This window comes from Leifsonia sp. T36S-04 (assembly GCF_042465655.1).
Taxonomy (GTDB): domain Bacteria; phylum Actinomycetota; class Actinomycetes; order Actinomycetales; family Microbacteriaceae; genus Leifsonia.
Genome location: NZ_CP146286.1, coordinates 2668513 through 2683719 on the forward strand (window position 1 = coordinate 2668513; position 15207 = coordinate 2683719).

Annotated in this window: 17 protein-coding genes and 1 tRNA gene; 7 read left to right on the top strand and 11 right to left on the bottom strand. The window is 69.7% G+C overall.

Annotated elements, in window-relative coordinates; all coding sequences use genetic code 11:
• Positions 1-43: 43 nt before the first annotated feature.
• The 6 genes from rplK to P3F85_RS12975 all read right to left on the bottom strand — a co-directional run bounded on the left by rplK (position 44) and on the right by P3F85_RS12975 (position 4076).
• Positions 44-475: a 50S ribosomal protein L11 gene (rplK, locus tag P3F85_RS12950; protein WP_374008070.1), complete on the bottom strand. Its 432-nt coding sequence runs from the start codon at positions 473-475 to the stop codon at positions 44-46.
• Between the two features lie 119 nt (positions 476-594).
• The gene (nusG, locus tag P3F85_RS12955) at positions 595-1518 is read right to left on the bottom strand and encodes a transcription termination/antitermination protein NusG (protein WP_374008072.1); all 924 of its coding nucleotides are present in this window, start codon (positions 1516-1518) and stop codon (positions 595-597) included.
• 72 nt (positions 1519-1590) lie between these two features.
• Positions 1591-1863, bottom strand: coding sequence for a preprotein translocase subunit SecE (gene secE, locus P3F85_RS12960; RefSeq protein WP_374008074.1), 273 nt, complete (start codon positions 1861-1863; stop codon positions 1591-1593).
• Positions 1864-1905: 42 nt separating this feature from the next.
• Positions 1906-1978, bottom strand: a tRNA-Trp gene (locus tag P3F85_RS12965).
• Positions 1979-2172: 194 nt separating this feature from the next.
• Positions 2173-2859 carry a LuxR C-terminal-related transcriptional regulator gene (locus tag P3F85_RS12970; protein WP_374008076.1) on the bottom strand — a complete coding sequence of 229 codons (687 nt, stop codon included), beginning with the start codon at positions 2857-2859 and terminating at the stop codon, positions 2173-2175.
• Positions 2856-4076 carry a PspC domain-containing protein gene (locus P3F85_RS12975; RefSeq protein WP_374008078.1) on the bottom strand — a complete coding sequence of 407 codons (1221 nt, stop codon included), beginning with the start codon at positions 4074-4076 and terminating at the stop codon, positions 2856-2858. Before P3F85_RS12975 ends, P3F85_RS12970 begins: the two co-directional genes overlap by 4 nt.
• Positions 4077-4191: 115 nt before the next feature.
• On the opposite strand from P3F85_RS12975, the gene P3F85_RS12980 reads away from it, so the two are divergent.
• The 3 genes from P3F85_RS12980 (at position 4192) to P3F85_RS12990 (ending at position 7985) form a co-directional block, all read left to right on the top strand.
• Positions 4192-5472: a PspC domain-containing protein gene (locus tag P3F85_RS12980; RefSeq protein ID WP_374008080.1), complete on the top strand. Its 1281-nt coding sequence runs from the start codon at positions 4192-4194 to the stop codon at positions 5470-5472.
• Positions 5473-5491: 19 nt separating this feature from the next.
• A complete protein-coding gene (locus P3F85_RS12985) occupies positions 5492-5803 on the top strand; it encodes a hypothetical protein (RefSeq protein ID WP_374008082.1) in 312 nt (103 codons plus the stop codon).
• Positions 5804-5894: 91 nt separating this feature from the next.
• Entirely contained in the window at positions 5895-7985 is a 2091-nt protein-coding gene (locus tag P3F85_RS12990; protein WP_374008084.1) for an ATP-dependent DNA helicase RecQ, read from the top strand.
• A 51-nt stretch (positions 7986-8036) separates the two neighbouring features.
• Here the strand turns inward: P3F85_RS12990 and P3F85_RS12995 are convergent, their stop codons facing one another.
• From P3F85_RS12995 to P3F85_RS13010, 4 genes are all read right to left on the bottom strand, one after another.
• Positions 8037-8885 carry a hypothetical protein gene (locus P3F85_RS12995; protein WP_374008086.1) on the bottom strand — a complete coding sequence of 283 codons (849 nt, stop codon included), beginning with the start codon at positions 8883-8885 and terminating at the stop codon, positions 8037-8039.
• Between the two features lie 113 nt (positions 8886-8998).
• Positions 8999-10147, bottom strand: coding sequence for a UDP-N-acetylmuramate dehydrogenase (locus P3F85_RS13000; protein ID WP_374008088.1), 1149 nt, complete (start codon positions 10145-10147; stop codon positions 8999-9001).
• Positions 10144-10593: a MaoC family dehydratase gene (locus P3F85_RS13005; protein WP_374008090.1), complete on the bottom strand. Its 450-nt coding sequence runs from the start codon at positions 10591-10593 to the stop codon at positions 10144-10146. The genes P3F85_RS13000 and P3F85_RS13005 overlap by 4 nt, the downstream gene beginning before the upstream one ends.
• Positions 10593-11039 carry a MaoC family dehydratase N-terminal domain-containing protein gene (locus tag P3F85_RS13010; RefSeq protein WP_374008092.1) on the bottom strand — a complete coding sequence of 149 codons (447 nt, stop codon included), beginning with the start codon at positions 11037-11039 and terminating at the stop codon, positions 10593-10595. Before P3F85_RS13010 ends, P3F85_RS13005 begins: the two co-directional genes overlap by 1 nt.
• 598 nt (positions 11040-11637) lie before the next feature.
• Here P3F85_RS13010 and P3F85_RS13015 point away from each other — a divergent pair.
• Entirely contained in the window at positions 11638-11859 is a 222-nt protein-coding gene (locus tag P3F85_RS13015; protein WP_374008094.1) for a hypothetical protein, read from the top strand.
• Between the two features lie 15 nt (positions 11860-11874).
• Here the strand turns inward: P3F85_RS13015 and P3F85_RS13020 are convergent, their stop codons facing one another.
• Positions 11875-12207, bottom strand: coding sequence for an L-rhamnose mutarotase (locus tag P3F85_RS13020; RefSeq protein WP_374008096.1), 333 nt, complete (start codon positions 12205-12207; stop codon positions 11875-11877).
• Between the two features lie 84 nt (positions 12208-12291).
• On the opposite strand from P3F85_RS13020, the gene P3F85_RS13025 reads away from it, so the two are divergent.
• The 3 genes from P3F85_RS13025 to P3F85_RS13035 are packed head-to-tail and all read left to right on the top strand — an operon-like array spanning position 12292 to position 15193.
• A complete protein-coding gene (locus P3F85_RS13025; RefSeq protein ID WP_374008098.1) occupies positions 12292-13143 on the top strand; it encodes a fumarylacetoacetate hydrolase family protein in 852 nt (283 codons plus the stop codon).
• A gap of 38 nt (positions 13144-13181) precedes the next feature.
• Positions 13182-13928: an SDR family NAD(P)-dependent oxidoreductase gene (locus P3F85_RS13030; RefSeq protein ID WP_374008100.1), complete on the top strand. Its 747-nt coding sequence runs from the start codon at positions 13182-13184 to the stop codon at positions 13926-13928.
• Between the two features lie 8 nt (positions 13929-13936).
• The gene (locus P3F85_RS13035) at positions 13937-15193 is read left to right on the top strand and encodes an alpha-hydroxy-acid oxidizing protein (RefSeq protein ID WP_374008102.1); all 1257 of its coding nucleotides are present in this window, start codon (positions 13937-13939) and stop codon (positions 15191-15193) included.
• Positions 15194-15207: the final 14 nt, after the last annotated feature.

The window sequence follows — 15207 nt, forward strand, 5'->3', positions numbered from 1 at the left end:
GCCTGGCCAGCTCTTCCACGAAATGTCTGGTGTTGTCGGGGCCTCAGGCCTCGACGGTGATGCCCATCGAACGGGCGGTGCCTGCGATGATCTTCGACGCAGCGTCGATGTCGTTCGCGTTGAGGTCGACCATCTTCTGCTCGGCGATCTCGCGCACCTGCTCCTGGGTCAGCTTGCCGACCTTGGTGGTGTGCGGCACGCCGGAGCCCTTGGCGACGCCTGCCGCCTTCTTGATGAGCTCTGCCGCCGGCGGGGTCTTCAGGACGAACGTGAACGAACGGTCCTCGTAGACGGTGATCTCCACCGGGATGACGTTGCCGCGCTGCGACTCGGTCGCCGCGTTGTACGCCTTGCAGAACTCCATGATGTTCACGCCGTGCTGACCCAGGGCCGGGCCGATGGGCGGGGCCGGGTTGGCGGCGCCGGCCTTGATCTGAAGCTTGATCAGACCGGTGACCTTCTTCTTCGGTGCCATGTCTCTTCCTTCTTTGTGTATTCGAGCGACTCAGGCCGCAGCCCTCGGCGCTCTCCCGGTTTCTCGGCCCTTCCGAGACCCGGTGAATTGAAAAACAGTGGGGAGGCTCTGAATGTTCCCTAGAGCTTGGTGACCTGGTCGAAGCTGAGCTCGACCGGCGTCTCGCGCTCGAACAGGGAAACCAGAACCGTGAGCTTGCCGCTCTCGGGCTTGATCTCGCTGATGGAGCCGGGCAGGCCCGCGAACGAGCCCTCCTTGATGGTGATCGTCTCGCCGATCTCGAAGTCGACCTCGGCGGGGATGACGCGTGCGGTGCTCTTGTGGCCCTTGGCAGCACCCTTGGCCGGTGCCGCCTCGACCTGCACGAGGCTCTTCAGCATCGAGAAGGCCTCTTCGAAGCGCAGCGGCGTCGGGTTGTGGGCGTTGCCCACGAAGCCGGTGACGCCGGGAGTGTGACGGACGACCGACCAGCTGTCCTCGTTCAGGTCCATGCGGACCAGCACGTAGCCGGGGATGCGCACGCGGTTGACCATCTTGCGCTGGCCGTTCTTGATCTCGACCACGTCCTCCATGGGGACCTGCACCTCGTAGATGTAGTCCTCCATGTTCATCGAGACCATGCGGTTCTCGATGTTGGACTTCACCCGGCGCTCGAAGCCCGCGTAGGAGTGGATGACGTACCACTTGCCGAGCTTGGAGCGCAGTTCCGTGCGGAACGCCTCGTACGGGTCGGCGACGGCCTCCTCGTCCTCGTCCTCGACGGCGAGCTGGGCGGCCTCGGCCTCGTCCTCGTCGGTGACTTCGAGGGCCTCGTCGACAGCACGGTCGGCCTCGGGGTCGACGGCCTCGGCCATCGCGTCCAGCACAGCGTCGAGATCGATCTCGGAACCGTCGTCGGCGACCACGTGCAGCGCTTCGTGCTCGGCGGAGTCGGACGCCTCGTCCTCGCTCGCGAGGACGTTGCCGGTCTGCGCTTCGTCGTCTTCGGAGGACTGCTCCGCAGCCGGAGCCCAGTCCACGTCGTCGCGATTCGTCTCAGACACTGAATTCATTCCATTTCTTGTCGGGAGGGCCGAAGGTTGCCGGGAAGTCCAGCGCGGCCCGTTCGACGTCGTCTACTTCGGGTTTCCGAAGACCCAGACGACACCCGTACCGAACACCCAGTCAAGGAGTGACACGAGAGCCATCATGATGATCACGAAAACGAGCACGACACCGGTGTAGCTGAAGAGCTCCTTGCGGGTCGGGGTGACGACCTTCTTGAGCTCGCCGATGACCTGCCGGATGAACAGGGCGATCCGCGCGAAGGGGTTGCGCCGCTCGGCGCGATCCTTCTTCGCGTTGGCGACGATTTCCTCGCTCGGCTCGTCGATTACCTTTCGGGCCACCTCGTTACACCTTTCGTGGATCGGCATCGGAATGCCGACTTGCAGGGCGGACAGGAATCGAACCTGCAACCTGCGGTTTTGGAGACCGCTGCTCTGCCAATTGAGCTACCGCCCTAGGAAAGCGAATCGTCGCACTCTCCGCGTCCGGTATCCAGGCTAGCCGATCGAACATCCGAACGTGCTGCGGATGCCCGGCCGAAAGCAGCAGCGCTGCCATCGCCTACCCCGAAAAGGGCGCAGAAAAGCTTGGCAGATTCAACCACCGCGTCAAGTGTACGGGACGCCGCCCACCGCCCGCAAAGCGGTCCCCTAGAGGAGCTTGCGCTCCAGCGCCCACGCGGTCAGTTCGTGCCGCGACGACAGCTGCAGTTTGCGAAGCACCGCCGAGACGTGCGTCTCGACCGTCTTGATCGAGATGAACAGCTCGGCCGCCACCTCCTTGTAGGCGTACCCTCGGGCGATCAACCGCATCACCTCCCGCTCGCGGGCCGACAGGCGGTCCAGCTCGTCCGTCGACTCCGCCTGCTCGCCCGAAGCGGCCCCGAAGGCGTCGAGGACGAAACCGGCGAGCCGCGGCGAGAAGACGGCGTCTCCGCCGGCCACGGCCAGCACCGCATCGCTCACCTGACCTCCCGAGCTGCCCTTCGTCAAATATCCGCGCGCTCCCGCACGGATGACCCCGACGACATCGTCGGCGGCGTCCGAGACGCTCAGCGCCAGGAACCGCGTTGCCGCCGCCTCGCCGGAGACCCGTCGGATCACCTCCGCTCCCCCGCCGCCCGCACCCCCCGGCAAGTGCACGTCGAGCAGGACGACCTCGGGGCGCGTCTCGAGGATGACGGCGACCGCCGCATCCACATCGGCCGCCTCGCCCACGACCTGCAGGCGCTGGTCGAGGTCGGCGCGCAGACCCGACCGGAAGATGGAGTGGTCGTCGACCACCACGATGGTGACGGGCCGGGTTTTCGCTGTGTCGCTGTCTGTCGTCTCGCTCATGTCGTCTCGCTGGTCGTGTCGGTGTTCAGGGGGATGCTCAGGTGTACCTCGGTACCGGCGCCCCGCGCATCCACTGTGGCCTGGCCTCCGGCGCGCCGCATGCGTCCGATGATCGACTCCCGCACTCCGAGCCGGCCCTCGGGAAGCGCGCTCACGTCGAAACCGGCCCCCCGATCCCGGACGAACACGTCGGCATGGTCCGCGGTGCGCTCGATGTACACCGAGACCTCTCCGCCCGCGTGCCGCGCGGCGTTCAACATGGCCTCGCGTGCGGCGGCGCCGAGCTCCGACGGCGCGCTCAGCACCGGCTCGCCCACCGACACCACCTCGAAGTGCACGGCATGATCCACCTCCAGGGCCGCCGCGACCTCGCGCAGCTCGCCCGCGAGGTCGCGTTCGGCATCCCGCGCGCCCGCTGCGGAGTCGGCGTAGAGCCAGTCGCGCAGCTCCCGCTCCTGGGCCCGCGCGATCCTCCCGACCTCGCTGGACGCTCCCGCCCGGTTCTGGATGAGCGCGAGCGTCTGGAGCACCGAGTCATGCAGGTGCGCGGCCATCTCCGCGCGCTGCTCCTCCTTGATACGTGCGGTGCGCTCGGTGATCAGCTCGCGCCACAGCCGCAGCGCCCAGGGGGCCACCAGCACGGCCGCCCCCGCGAGCGTGGCGATCAGGATGCCGAGCCACAGAATGCCCGGACCACCCGCATCCTGGGTCAGCGCGAGCGCGAGTGCGACCACCACCAGGAAAGCGCCGCATGCGATCCGGAAGGCGGTCGGGGTCAGCGGGGCGAAAGCGGCCGGTTCCTCGTCCGTCACCTGCTCCCAGGCGACCGCGACGACGAGAAGCGCCGCCGCCGCGACGAGGGCGCCGAAGCCGTGACCCAGGGCGCCACCGGCGGCGAGCACGATCGCGGCGATGCCGCACACTGCTCCCACTCCGGCGAGCACCCACGGCACGTTCACGCGGCGACTGACCCCGTCCGCCGGATCGTAGGCCGTCGGCGAGCGCAGCGGCGTCAGCGCCCAGAGCCAGAGGTAGAGAAGGACCCCGCCGCCGCCCAGCAGGGTGGCGCCCACGAACGCCCAGCGCACCGCCGCGACAGGCCATCCCAGGTGGTCCGCCAGCGCGACCGAGACGCCGCCGACGACGCAGGTCCGCGGACGCGCGAGCGGCGGGCGCTGGGCGCGGGTCTGCGGCCCGGCGGGCGCGGTGGAGGACATGCCAGCATCCAATCAGACCCCGAACCGGCACGCACCCGCGGGAGTCCGGAATCAGGGTGCGCTCAGGGGTTCACCCGATACCGGGGGAAGCGCGGACGACGCCAGGATGAGGACCATGTCACAGAACGATTCGACCCGGCCGGTGGGGACGCCCGGCAACCCCTACGGCGGCTCGCGCACCGGCTTCTCCGGCCGAGGGACCCGGTTCTTCGACTGGATGCGCGGGCTCGGCGTGGTGCGCGCCGACGGCTGGCTCGGTGGAGTCTGCGCCGGGATCGCCTACCGGCTCGGCATCGACCCGTTGATCGTCCGCGGCATCGTCGTCGTCGCCGGAATCCTCGGCGCCCCCGTCGTGCTCCTCTACGCGGCGGCGTGGGCACTGCTGCCGGATCGCGAGGGGCGCATCCACCTCCAGAACCTGTTCGAGGGCGAGTTCGAGCCTCCGATCGTGGCCATCGGAGTCATGCTGCTCCTGTCGCTGCTGCCGTGGACCACCGGGCTGTGGTGGGCACACGGCGCATTCTGGGACGTCCCGGGCTGGGGCGACGTGATCGGCCGGGTGGTGTGGACGCTCCTGGTGATCGGTGCGGTCGTGGCGCTCATCGTCGTCGCGGTCCGGAACTCGGATGCGCGGGCGGCAGGGGCTTCGGGCGCGCGGGGAGCGCAGAATGCGTGGGCGATGGGGGCGGCGCCGGCGGGCGCGGCGACGACGGAGCCTGCGTCGCCGGCGACCGCTTCGCCATCGGCCGCAGGGCCATCGTCCGCAGGGGAGGCGGCGACAGACGAGACGGCGAGCGCCGGCACGACGCCTCTGCCGACCATCCCGAACCCCGATCCGGTGCAGCTCGACATCGCCACGGAACCGGCTCCGCCGCCCTCCCCGCTGCCGGGCGCCTCCACCGACGAGGTCGCGGACTGGCAGCAGCGTCAGGCGCAGTGGCGGGCCGACCACGCGGCCTGGAAGCAGCGCCTCGCGGCCGACATGCGGGCGGTCAAGGCCCAGCGTTCCGCCGAGCTGCGCACGCAGGTCGCGGTCGCAACCGCCGAGGCCGCCGCTCGCCGCGAGGCCTACCGCGCCGCCAATCCACGGGTCGGCGCCGCGATCGGCTGGCTGACCGTCGGACTGGCCCTCGTGGCCGGGTCGCTCGTCGCCATCGTCTGGCCGCAGCTGGCGGAGGTCGCGCGCTTCACGACCGCCGCGGGCTTCGCCGCCGCCACTCTCGTGGTCGGCGTGGTCGTGCTGATCGCCGGGCTGGCGCGGCGCCGCAGCGGGTTCCTGATCTTCCTCGGGATCGTGCTGGCGGTGCTGACCGGGGCCGCACTGTTCCTGGCGTCCGACGGCGTCGCAGGATTCCACATCACGACCGAGGGCCTCCCGGTCCTCCTCCAGCACTGAGACAGAAGGAATGGACGACATGACCGAGCAGCAGAGCTTCTCCAGCACACCATCCTCCGTCCAGGTCCCGTCCGCGGGGAGCGCCGCTTCGGCGCCCATCCGCTGGGGAGGCGTGGTCTGGGGCGTTCTCCTCATCGCCTTCGCCGCGGCGACACTCTTCGTGGTGTCGTCGTCCGAGCGGGCGGATCAGGTGGGGAGATGGCTCACCTCGCTCAACCCCGGGTCCGCCTGGGCCCTCGCGGCGGCGCTCCTAGGGCTGATCATCGTGGTGTCCGCCCTGCTGGGCGGCATCCGGGCGTCGCAGCGGCGGCGGCTGCGCACCGGCGCCTGAGAACCTGTCCACAGCGCCGGCAACGGCGGCGTTGTCCACGGATTCGTGCCGTGAACGACGGGACGTCGGGCGTGCCTGACACGATGGCTCTATGACCACAGCTACCGATGCCCTGCTCCGCCTCCGCGCCCTCGTCGGGCGAGAAGACGCCGAGTTCCACGACGGGCAGTTCGAGGCGATCAGCGCGCTCGTCGACGATCATCGGCGAGCGCTGGTGGTGCAGCGCACGGGGTGGGGCAAGTCTGCCGTGTACTTCGTGGCGACCATGCTGCTCCGGGCACGGGGTGCGGGACCCACCATCCTGGTCTCGCCGCTGCTCGCCCTGATGCGGGACCAGGTGGGAGCCGCCGAGCGCGCGGGAGTCCGGGCGGTCACCATCAACTCCTCCAACCGGCACGAGTGGGAAGACGTTGCCGCGCGACTGCGCGACGATTCGGTCGACGTGCTGCTGGTCTCGCCGGAGCGGCTCAACAACCCCGAGTTCCGCGACACGCAGCTTCCCGCGCTGGTCGAGCGCAGTGGCCTCCTGGTGGTCGACGAGGCGCACTGCATCTCCGACTGGGGCCATGACTTCCGGCCGGACTACCGGCGCTTGCGCGACCTGATTGCTCTCCTTCCTGACGGCGTGCCTGTACTGGCCACGACGGCCACGGCGAACGAGCGGGTGGTCGCCGACGTCGTGGAGCAGCTCGGCTCCGGCCGCGAGGGCGAGGTGCTCACCATCCGCGGCCCCCTGGCCCGGCGGTCGTTGCGACTCGGCGTGCTCCCCCTCCCCGATGCGACCACCCGGCTGGCCTGGCTCGCGGGACACCTGGACGACCTCCCCGGCAGCGGGATCGTGTACACCCTCACCGTCTCGGCGGCGGAGGACACCGCGCGGGTGCTCCGCCGCGCCGGTCACGAGGCGCACGCGTACACCGGGCAGACCGATACGGCTGAGCGCGAAGACCTCGAAGGGCGGTTGAAGCGCAACGAGGTGAAGGTGCTCGTCGCGACCAGCGCGCTGGGCATGGGATTCGACAAGCCAGACCTGGGCTTCGTGGTGCACCTGGGCGCCCCCTCATCACCCGTCGCGTACTACCAGCAGGTCGGTCGAGCGGGCCGCGCCACGGAGAACGCCGACGTGCTGCTGCTCCCCGGTCCGGAGGACCGGGCCATCTGGCAGTACTTCGCGACGGCGTCGATGCCCTCCCACGAGAAGGCCTCGGCCCTACTGGATGGGCTCGGCGACCAGCCGCAGTCCACGCGGGTTCTGGAGAGCCGGGTCGACCTCCGGGCCTCGACACTCGAACTGCTGCTCAAGGTGCTCGATGTCGACGGCGCAGTGCGGCGCGTCAGCGGTGGCTGGGTGGCCACCGGCACCCCGTGGACCTACGACGAAGAGCGCTACGCCCGCATCGCCGCGGCGCGCGAGGCGGAACAGCTCTCGATGCTCGAGTACGAGGCGACGACCGGCTGCCGTATGGAGTTCCTGCAGCGAGCCCTCGACGACCCGGCGGCCGGGCCCTGCGGGCGCTGCGACAACTGCGCGGGTGTCTGGTACCCGGCGGACATCGATGCGCAGGCCGCCGGCGAAGTCGGATCGTTGCTCGACCGCGTCGGCGTCGAGATCGAGCCGCGCAAGCTCTGGCCTACCGGCGCTGATCGGCTCGGCGTCGCGGTGAAGGGCAAGCTGCGTCCCGAACAGCAGCTGCAACCCGGCCGGGCGCTTGCACGTCTCACCGACCTCGGCTGGGGTGGACGCCTCCGTGAACTGCTCGCCGACGGAGCGCCGGATGAGCCGGTCCCTCCAGCCGTGCTCGACGCATGCGTCCGAGTTCTCGCCGACTGGGACTGGGCCGCACGCCCTGCCGCGGTCGCCGCGATGCCGTCGAGGCGCAGGCCGCTCTTCGTGGAGTCGCTGGCGCGCGGACTGGCGGGGATCGGACGGCTGCCGTTCGCCGGGACGCTCGCCTGGCGCGGTGGACCGCCCTCCGGCGGTCCCGGCGGCAACAGCGCCTTCCGGCTCGCGTCGGTCTGGGACCACTTCTCGGCCGACGGGCTCGACGTGCCGGCGGGCGCGCCCGTGCTGCTCGTCGACGACCTCGTCGACAGTCGGTGGACCGTTACCGTCGCAGGACAGGAACTGCTCGGCGCGGGAGCTTCGGCCGTGCTCCCGTTCGCCGCCGCGCTTCGCAGCTGAGCGGGAGTACGGCCGATGGATCACACACGGGCCACGCGGGCCCACCGGGTGTCAGATGAAGTCGCCCCCACCGCCGAAGTCGCCGCCACCGAAATCTCCGCCGCCGAAACCGCCCCAGTCTCCGCCGCCTCCGCTGTCACCGCCACCGAAGTCGCCGCCGCCCCAGCCGCCGGCGTCGCCGCCGGACGTGTCGCCGCCGCCATCCCAGCCCGCCGCCTCCGTGGAGCCGCCCGCGTCGTTTCCGCCGCCGGCGTCCCCGCCCTGGTCGCCGGAGCCGCCGTCGTTCTGGTTGTCGCTGTTCTGGTTGTCGTTCTGATCGCCATTCTGGTTGTCGCCGCTGCCGTCCGCCTGGTTGTCCCCCGGCGACGGCAGGAAGGCGCCGACCAGGGCCGATCCGACCACGTAGCCGGCGACGCTTCCGAGAAGCGAGCCGGCGAACACGCCGCCGAAGCCCATTCGGCCGTAGCCCGCGCCGCCGCCTGGGGCACGTCCCCCGCCGAGCGCGCGCTCGAGAGTTCCCGGCTGGCGAAGCTCCGACCTCGTGGCGGACTGCGCGAGAGAGCGCGGGTCATCCCCACGCGGCTGCTCTCCGGCCGGCGCGGCCTCGCTCAGCTGCTGGAACAGCAGGCGGCGCTGGTCGTGCGAGAGCTTGGCGAAGGCCTCCTCGTGCACCTGCTCGATCGTCTCGGGAGGAGCCGTCCGCAGCAGGTAGCGGTAACGCTCGACGGCGATCTCGTCCTCGCTGCGGGGCTGTCCGGTCCCGCTGGCGCTGTTGGGGGCCGGCGGGTAGGGGGAACCGCCCTGCGACGCGGCACCCGGCGGCGGGTAGGCGGCACCGTTCGTCTGAGAGCCGTTCGAACGCGGTTCCTCGCGTCCCAGCAGGCGGTCAAGGAATCCCATGGTGTCCCCTTCGCTCCGATTCGGCGCGAATGCGCCGTGGCGGGTAGAGCCTATGGAGTCGATCGTGAGAATACGCTCAGACTCCGCCGCATGTCAGCCTCACTACGGTTTTCCTACGAACCCTCAGAGGAGAAGCCGACCAGAACGGGCTCCGCGTGCAGCACGACGCCGAACTCGGACTGCACCCGCGACTGGATGAAGTCGGCGAGCTGCACGACGTCCGCGGCCGTGGCTCCTCCGCGATTCACGATGGCCAGCGTGTGCTTCGACGAGATCGCGGCGCCGGAGCCGGGCAGAGCGAAACCTCGACGGATGCCCGCATTCTCGATGAGCCAGGCTGCGCTGAGCTTCACCGTGTACTCGTCGGCGGCCAGGGGCGGAACGTCCAGCGGATGTACGCCGCCCTCCGGGATCCCGATCACGATGTCCGGCTCCGGCGGCTGCTGCGGCCAGCGCGGGGCATCTGCCGGCAGTGACCGAGCAAAGCTCTCGGACACGATCGGGTTGGTGAAGAAAGAACCAGAACTGACGGAGTCGGGGTCGGCAGGATCCAGCACCATGCCCTTGGACGAGCGCAGGCCGAGCACAGCGCGCCGGAGTTCCGCGACCGGGACCCGCGCGCCGAGCGGCACGCCGAGGGCGTCGGCGAGCTGCGAGTACGCCACCGGAGCGCTCATCGGCGCGAACCCGTCGGCCGGAGCGGCTCCGTCGGTGAGCTCGAGGTCGACCGACAGCACGACGCCGCGCCGGCCCCGCTTCAGCACGGACGTCCGGTACTCGAGCCCCAACTCGTCCCGCGTCAGGTACACGACGTCGCCGGATGCGTCATCGAGGAACTCGACACCGAGGAGGGCGGACTCCAGCTCCTGGCCGTACGCGCCGATGTTCTGCACCGGAGCCGCGCCGGTCGAGCCGGGGATGCCGGACAGCGCCTCGATGCCCGACCAGCCGTTGCGGACCGTGAAAGCGACGAGCTCATCCCAGGGCTCCCCGGCCTGCACGCGGATACGCACCCGGCCGTCGTCGGCGGGCAGCCGCTCCACGCCCCGCGTTCGGACGTGGATCACCGTGCCATCGAAACCCTCGTCGCTCGCGACCGTGTTGGACCCGCCGCCGAGCAGCAACCAGTCCTCGCCGATGGCACGCGCATCCAGGACGGCCTCGATCAGCGCGTCGCGGTCCTCCGCCGTCACGAAGTCGGCGGGTACGCCGCCGACGCGGATCGTGGTGAGCTCGGCGAGAGCCGGAATGGGGTCGGTCATGCGAAACGGACGCGCACCTGCGCCTTGCCCAGCACCGTCTCGCCACCGAAGGTGGTCGTCAGATCGATGCGGGCCACGCGAGCCTCCGGGTCCAGCTGACCCACCTTCGCCGAGACCGTCACGGTCGCTCCATCGGACGGGTCGACGACCACCGGGCGGGTGAACCGCACCTGGTAGTCGCCGACGAGCGCAGGGTCGCCGGCCCACTCCACGACGGGCTGGACGGCGAGGCCCATGGTGAGCATCCCGTGGGCGATCACGCCCGGCAGGCCGACCGAGGTGGCGATGTCGTCGCGGTAGTGGATCGGGTTGAAATCGCCTGACGCGCCCGCGTAGCGCACGAGAGAGTCGCGGCTGAGTTCGTACGAGCGCTCGGCGACGATGTCTCCGACGCTCAACGCGTCGAAGTCCGGCGTGAGGCCGGGGGCGTCATCTGCGGGTGCCATCACTCGTCTCCTCGCACGACCAGGGTGGATGTCGCGGTCACCACGTGGGCACCGTCCGCGTCGACGATCGTCGACTCGGCCGTCACCATCGAGTGGCCGCCGAGGGACTTCACCGAGCTGACACGGAGGGTCGCCGTCAGCTCATCCCCGGCGAACACCGGGCGGCTGAACGTGAAGCGCTGGTCACCGTGGACGACCCGGCTGAAGTCGATCCCCGAGTCCGGCTCAGCGAGCAATTGGGCGAGCGTCGACTCCTGCACCACGACCGGGAACGTCGGCGGAGCGACGAGGTCGGGGTGGCCCGCTGAGCGCGCAGCCTCTACGTCGAAGTTGATCGGGTCGGTCGCGAAGACGGCCCGCGCGAACTCGCGCACCTTCTCGCGCCCCACCAGGTAGGGCCGGGTCGGCGGAAACTCCCGCCCCTGCAGTTCTGGATTCACTGGCACCCGACGATTCTAACGACCGCCCCGGGCAGACCCCCGGACGACAGAAGACCCCGGAGGCCAGTGGCCTCCGGGGTCTTCGTGCTCGGTGCTAGCGCCTTACTGGCAGCTGTCGCACTGCAGCAGGTCCATGGGGTCGACGGGAACCGAGTAGCCGCCAACGCTGTCGTTTTCGTAGTCCATGATGGCCTCCCCTAGAAGTCTTGGTGATCCGCGTTTCCGCGGTGTTCACCCACTATATAACCCTAATGACACGATTGTCATTCCACTACATGTTGTGTTTTGGGAGTTTTTTCTCGCTGCCCCCAAGACTAGGGCCAGCCACCGACATCCCGGGTCTCGGATCCGCCGGGAGACTCCTCGCAGGATCGGCATTTTGTCGCAGGTCAGCCGCCCATTCCGTGGCTTCACCCGGCAGTGCTTGTGAGGTCGCGAGGTGGTGGCCGCGTCGGATCAGAGGGCCCGCGGCCGGCGCGAGCCGAGATCCGTTCGGCGTGTCGCAGTCACGGCGACAGGGAACACCCGCCTCTTCGCCGACGGAGATTCATCGCGCATTGTCGTCGCAACGGGCTCGAAACACGCCGGTTCTACCGTGGGAGACATGGCAGCACTGTTCTCGTTCCAGGAATGCCTCAGTTGCGGCGAACGCCACCCGGTGCTGTCGGACGGCCGCATGTCCATCCACTTCATCGGGGACGGATCCCGCTGCGACGGCTCAGAGCGCCGTGGGGACGATCCCGAGGTCAGCGCCGACCAGGCGCGCGTTCTCGATGCCCACCTGCGGCACGCCCTCAACCAGGTCTCGCGACGGAAAGCCTCATAGGCACGCGGACCGGGATCACGGCGCGGCGCGCTGGGCCGTGAGGGTCCACACCTGCGGCAGCACCATGCCGTCGGCGCCCGGGCCGGTCGTGACGAAATGGTCGACATGGCGGTTGATCGACCGCTGCCAGCGCTGGTTGGCCGGGTCGTCGTCGAGGGCGCGCATCGCGGCGGCGAAATCGTCGCACTCGACCACGTGGAAGAGGTGGAGGCCGCTCCGCCAGATCTGCCAGTCGTGGATGCCTACGCGCTCGAACGACTCGACCAGCTCGTGAGGGATGGCGGCGTGAGCGACGTCGTACGCTGCTTCGTGACCCTCGCGGAGGACGGAGTGAAGGGCGACTCGCATGCGGCAGCTCCCATTGTGCTTGGTTGAATTCCTATAGGAAATAGTAATAGGCTCGCAGGCGAAATGCGAGCGAAGGGACCCTCGATGCGATTCATGCGCCTTGGCGAGCGAGGAGCCGAGCTACCCGCTGTCAGCGACGGCAGCACCACCTGGGACCTCCGCCCGCTGACGGCCGACATCGACGGCGCATTCCTCGCCTCGGACGGGCTCGCCCGCGCCACTGCGGCGGCCGCTGCGGGAGAGCTCCCGGAGCTCGACGTCGCGGGCCTTCGGATCGGCGCCCCCATCGCCCGGCCGCAGGCCGTGATCTGCATCGGGATGAACTACGCGGCGCATGCCCGCGAGTCCGGTGCCGAGCCACCCAGCGACATCGTCGTCTTCTACAAGCATCCCAACACGGTCGTCGGCCCCGAGGACGACATCCTCCTGCCGCCAGGCTCGACGACGACCGACTGGGAGGTCGAGCTCGCTGCCGTCATCGGCACCAGGGCCCGGTACCTCGACTCGCCGGAGGAGGCGCTGAAGCACGTCGCCGGTTTCGCGGTCGCGAACGACGTCTCGGAGCGCGAGTACCAGTTGCAGCGGTCGCTCGGGCAGTGGAGCAAGGGGAAGAGCTTCGAGACGTTCAACCCGCTGGGGCCGTGGCTGGTACCCACCGCCGAGATCGGTGACGGCTCGGGGCTGAGCATCCGCTCCCGGGTCAACGGCGAACCGCGACAGGACTCGTCCACCAGCGACCTCATCTTCGGCGTCGCGGAGATCGTCTACCGGTTGAGCCAGTTCACCGTGCTGGAACCGGGCGACCTGATCAACACCGGGACGCCGGAGGGCGTCGGTCTCTCCGGCCGGTTCCCCTACCTCGCAGCGGGCGACATCGTCGAGGTCGAGATCGACGGGCTGGGCGTCCAGCGCTCCACGGTCCGGCCCGCATCCTGACCGCACCACACCGCACCAGGCAACATAAGGAGACAAGGATGTCGCACTTCGATGGTCTCGTCGCCGCCGTCACCGGCGGCGCGTCCGGGCTCGGCAAGGCGATCGCGGACGAACTGGCTGCGCAGGGCGCCCGCGTGTTCGCCCTCGACCTGGCGCCCGACACCGTGGCGGCTCCCCACACGGGAATCCGCTGCGACATCGGCGACGATGCGAGCGTCCGGGAGGCCATCGCAGAGGTCATCGCACACGCCGGCCGCCTGGACGTGGTGATCGCAAACGCGGGCATCGGCGCCCAAGGCGATGTCGAGGCCAACGACGACGACGAGTGGATGCGCGTGCTCAACGTGAACGTCATCGGCTCCGCTCGGACGGTCCGCCATGCCATGCCGCACCTGCGGGAGTCTCCGGCCCCCGCGGTGGTGCTGACGAGTTCGATCGCCGCGTGGGCGGGCCTCCCGCAACGCGTGCTCTATTCAGCCTCGAAGGGGGCGATCTCAGCGATGACCCTCGCCATCGCCGCCGACTGCCTCCCGCTCGGAATCCGCGTGAACGCGGTGGCACCCGGTACCGCGGACACCCCGTGGGTGGGCCGGCTGCTCGACTCGGCCGCCGATCCGGACGCGGAGCGCGCCGCCCTCGAGGCACGCCAGCCGAGCGGTCGCCTCGTGCGTCCGCAGGAGGTCGCCGAAGCTGTGGCGTACCTCGCGTCGCCGTCGTCCGGTTCGAGCAACGGTGTCATCCTGCCCGTCGACGGCGGCATGTACTCCCTGCGCCCGCGGAGGTGAGACCCCGGATGGTGAATCGTCAGATGCCCAAGCCGGCCGAGTTGCTGGAGCTCATGCAGTTCAAGAAGCCGGAACTGAACCTGAAGAAGCGGCGACTGGAGTCGGCGCTGACGATCGAGGACCTGGCGCGGATCGCCCGCCGGCGCACCCCGAAGGCGGCGTTCGACTACACGGAGGGCGCGGCCGAGGGCGAACTGTCGTTAGCGCGGGCGCGGCAGGCGTTCCAGGATGTGGAGTTCCACCCCTCGATCCTGCGGGACGTGTCCGCGGTGGATACGTCGTGCACGATTTGGGGTGGACCGTCAGCGCTGCCGTTCGGGATCGCGCCGACCGGGTTCACCCGCCTGATGCAGACCGAGGGCGAGACCGCGGGTGCCGGTGCGGCCGGGGCAGCGGGGATCCCGTTCACCCTCTCCACGCTGGGCACGACCTCGATCGAGAACGTGAAGGCGGCGAACCCGTCCGGGCGGAACTGGTTCCAGCTGTATGTGATGCGGCAGCGGGAGATCAGCTACGGGCTGGTGGAGCGGGCTGCGGCTGCGGGGTTCGACACCCTGTTCTTCACCGTCGACACCCCGGTCGCGGGTGCCCGGTTGCGGGATAAGAGGAACGGGTTCTCCATCCCGCCCCAGCTCACCCTCGGCACGATCCTGAACGCGATCCCCCGGCCGTGGTGGTGGTACGACTTCCTGACCACCCCGAAACTGGAGTTCGCGTCCCTGTCCGCCACCGGTGGCACGGTCGGTGACCTGCTGAACGCCGCCATGGACCCCTCGATCGACTACGACGACCTGAAGATCATCCGGGACATGTGGCCGGGGAAACTCGTGATCAAGGGTGTGCAGACCGTCGAGGACGCGAAGACTCTCGTCGATCACGGGGTGGATGGGATCGTGCTCTCCAACCACGGCGGCCGGCAACTGGACCGGGCACCCATCCCGTTCCACCTCCTCCCCGACGTGGACCGCGAAGTCGGGCACCACACCGAGGTCGCGATCGACACCGGCATCATGAACGGCGCCGACATCATCGCCGCCTACGCCCTCGGCGCCAAATTCACCCTCATCGGCCGCGCCTACCTCTACGGACTCATGGCCGGAGGCCGCGCCGGCGTCGACCGCACCATCCACCTCCTCACCGACCAACTGACCCGCACCATGAAACTCCTCCAAGTCAACTCGCTCGCCGAACTCACCCCCGCACACGTCACCCAACTCACCCGCCTCCACCCCCTCCACCCCGCCGCCACCCACCAGGACGCCTAACCCGTCCGCGGGAC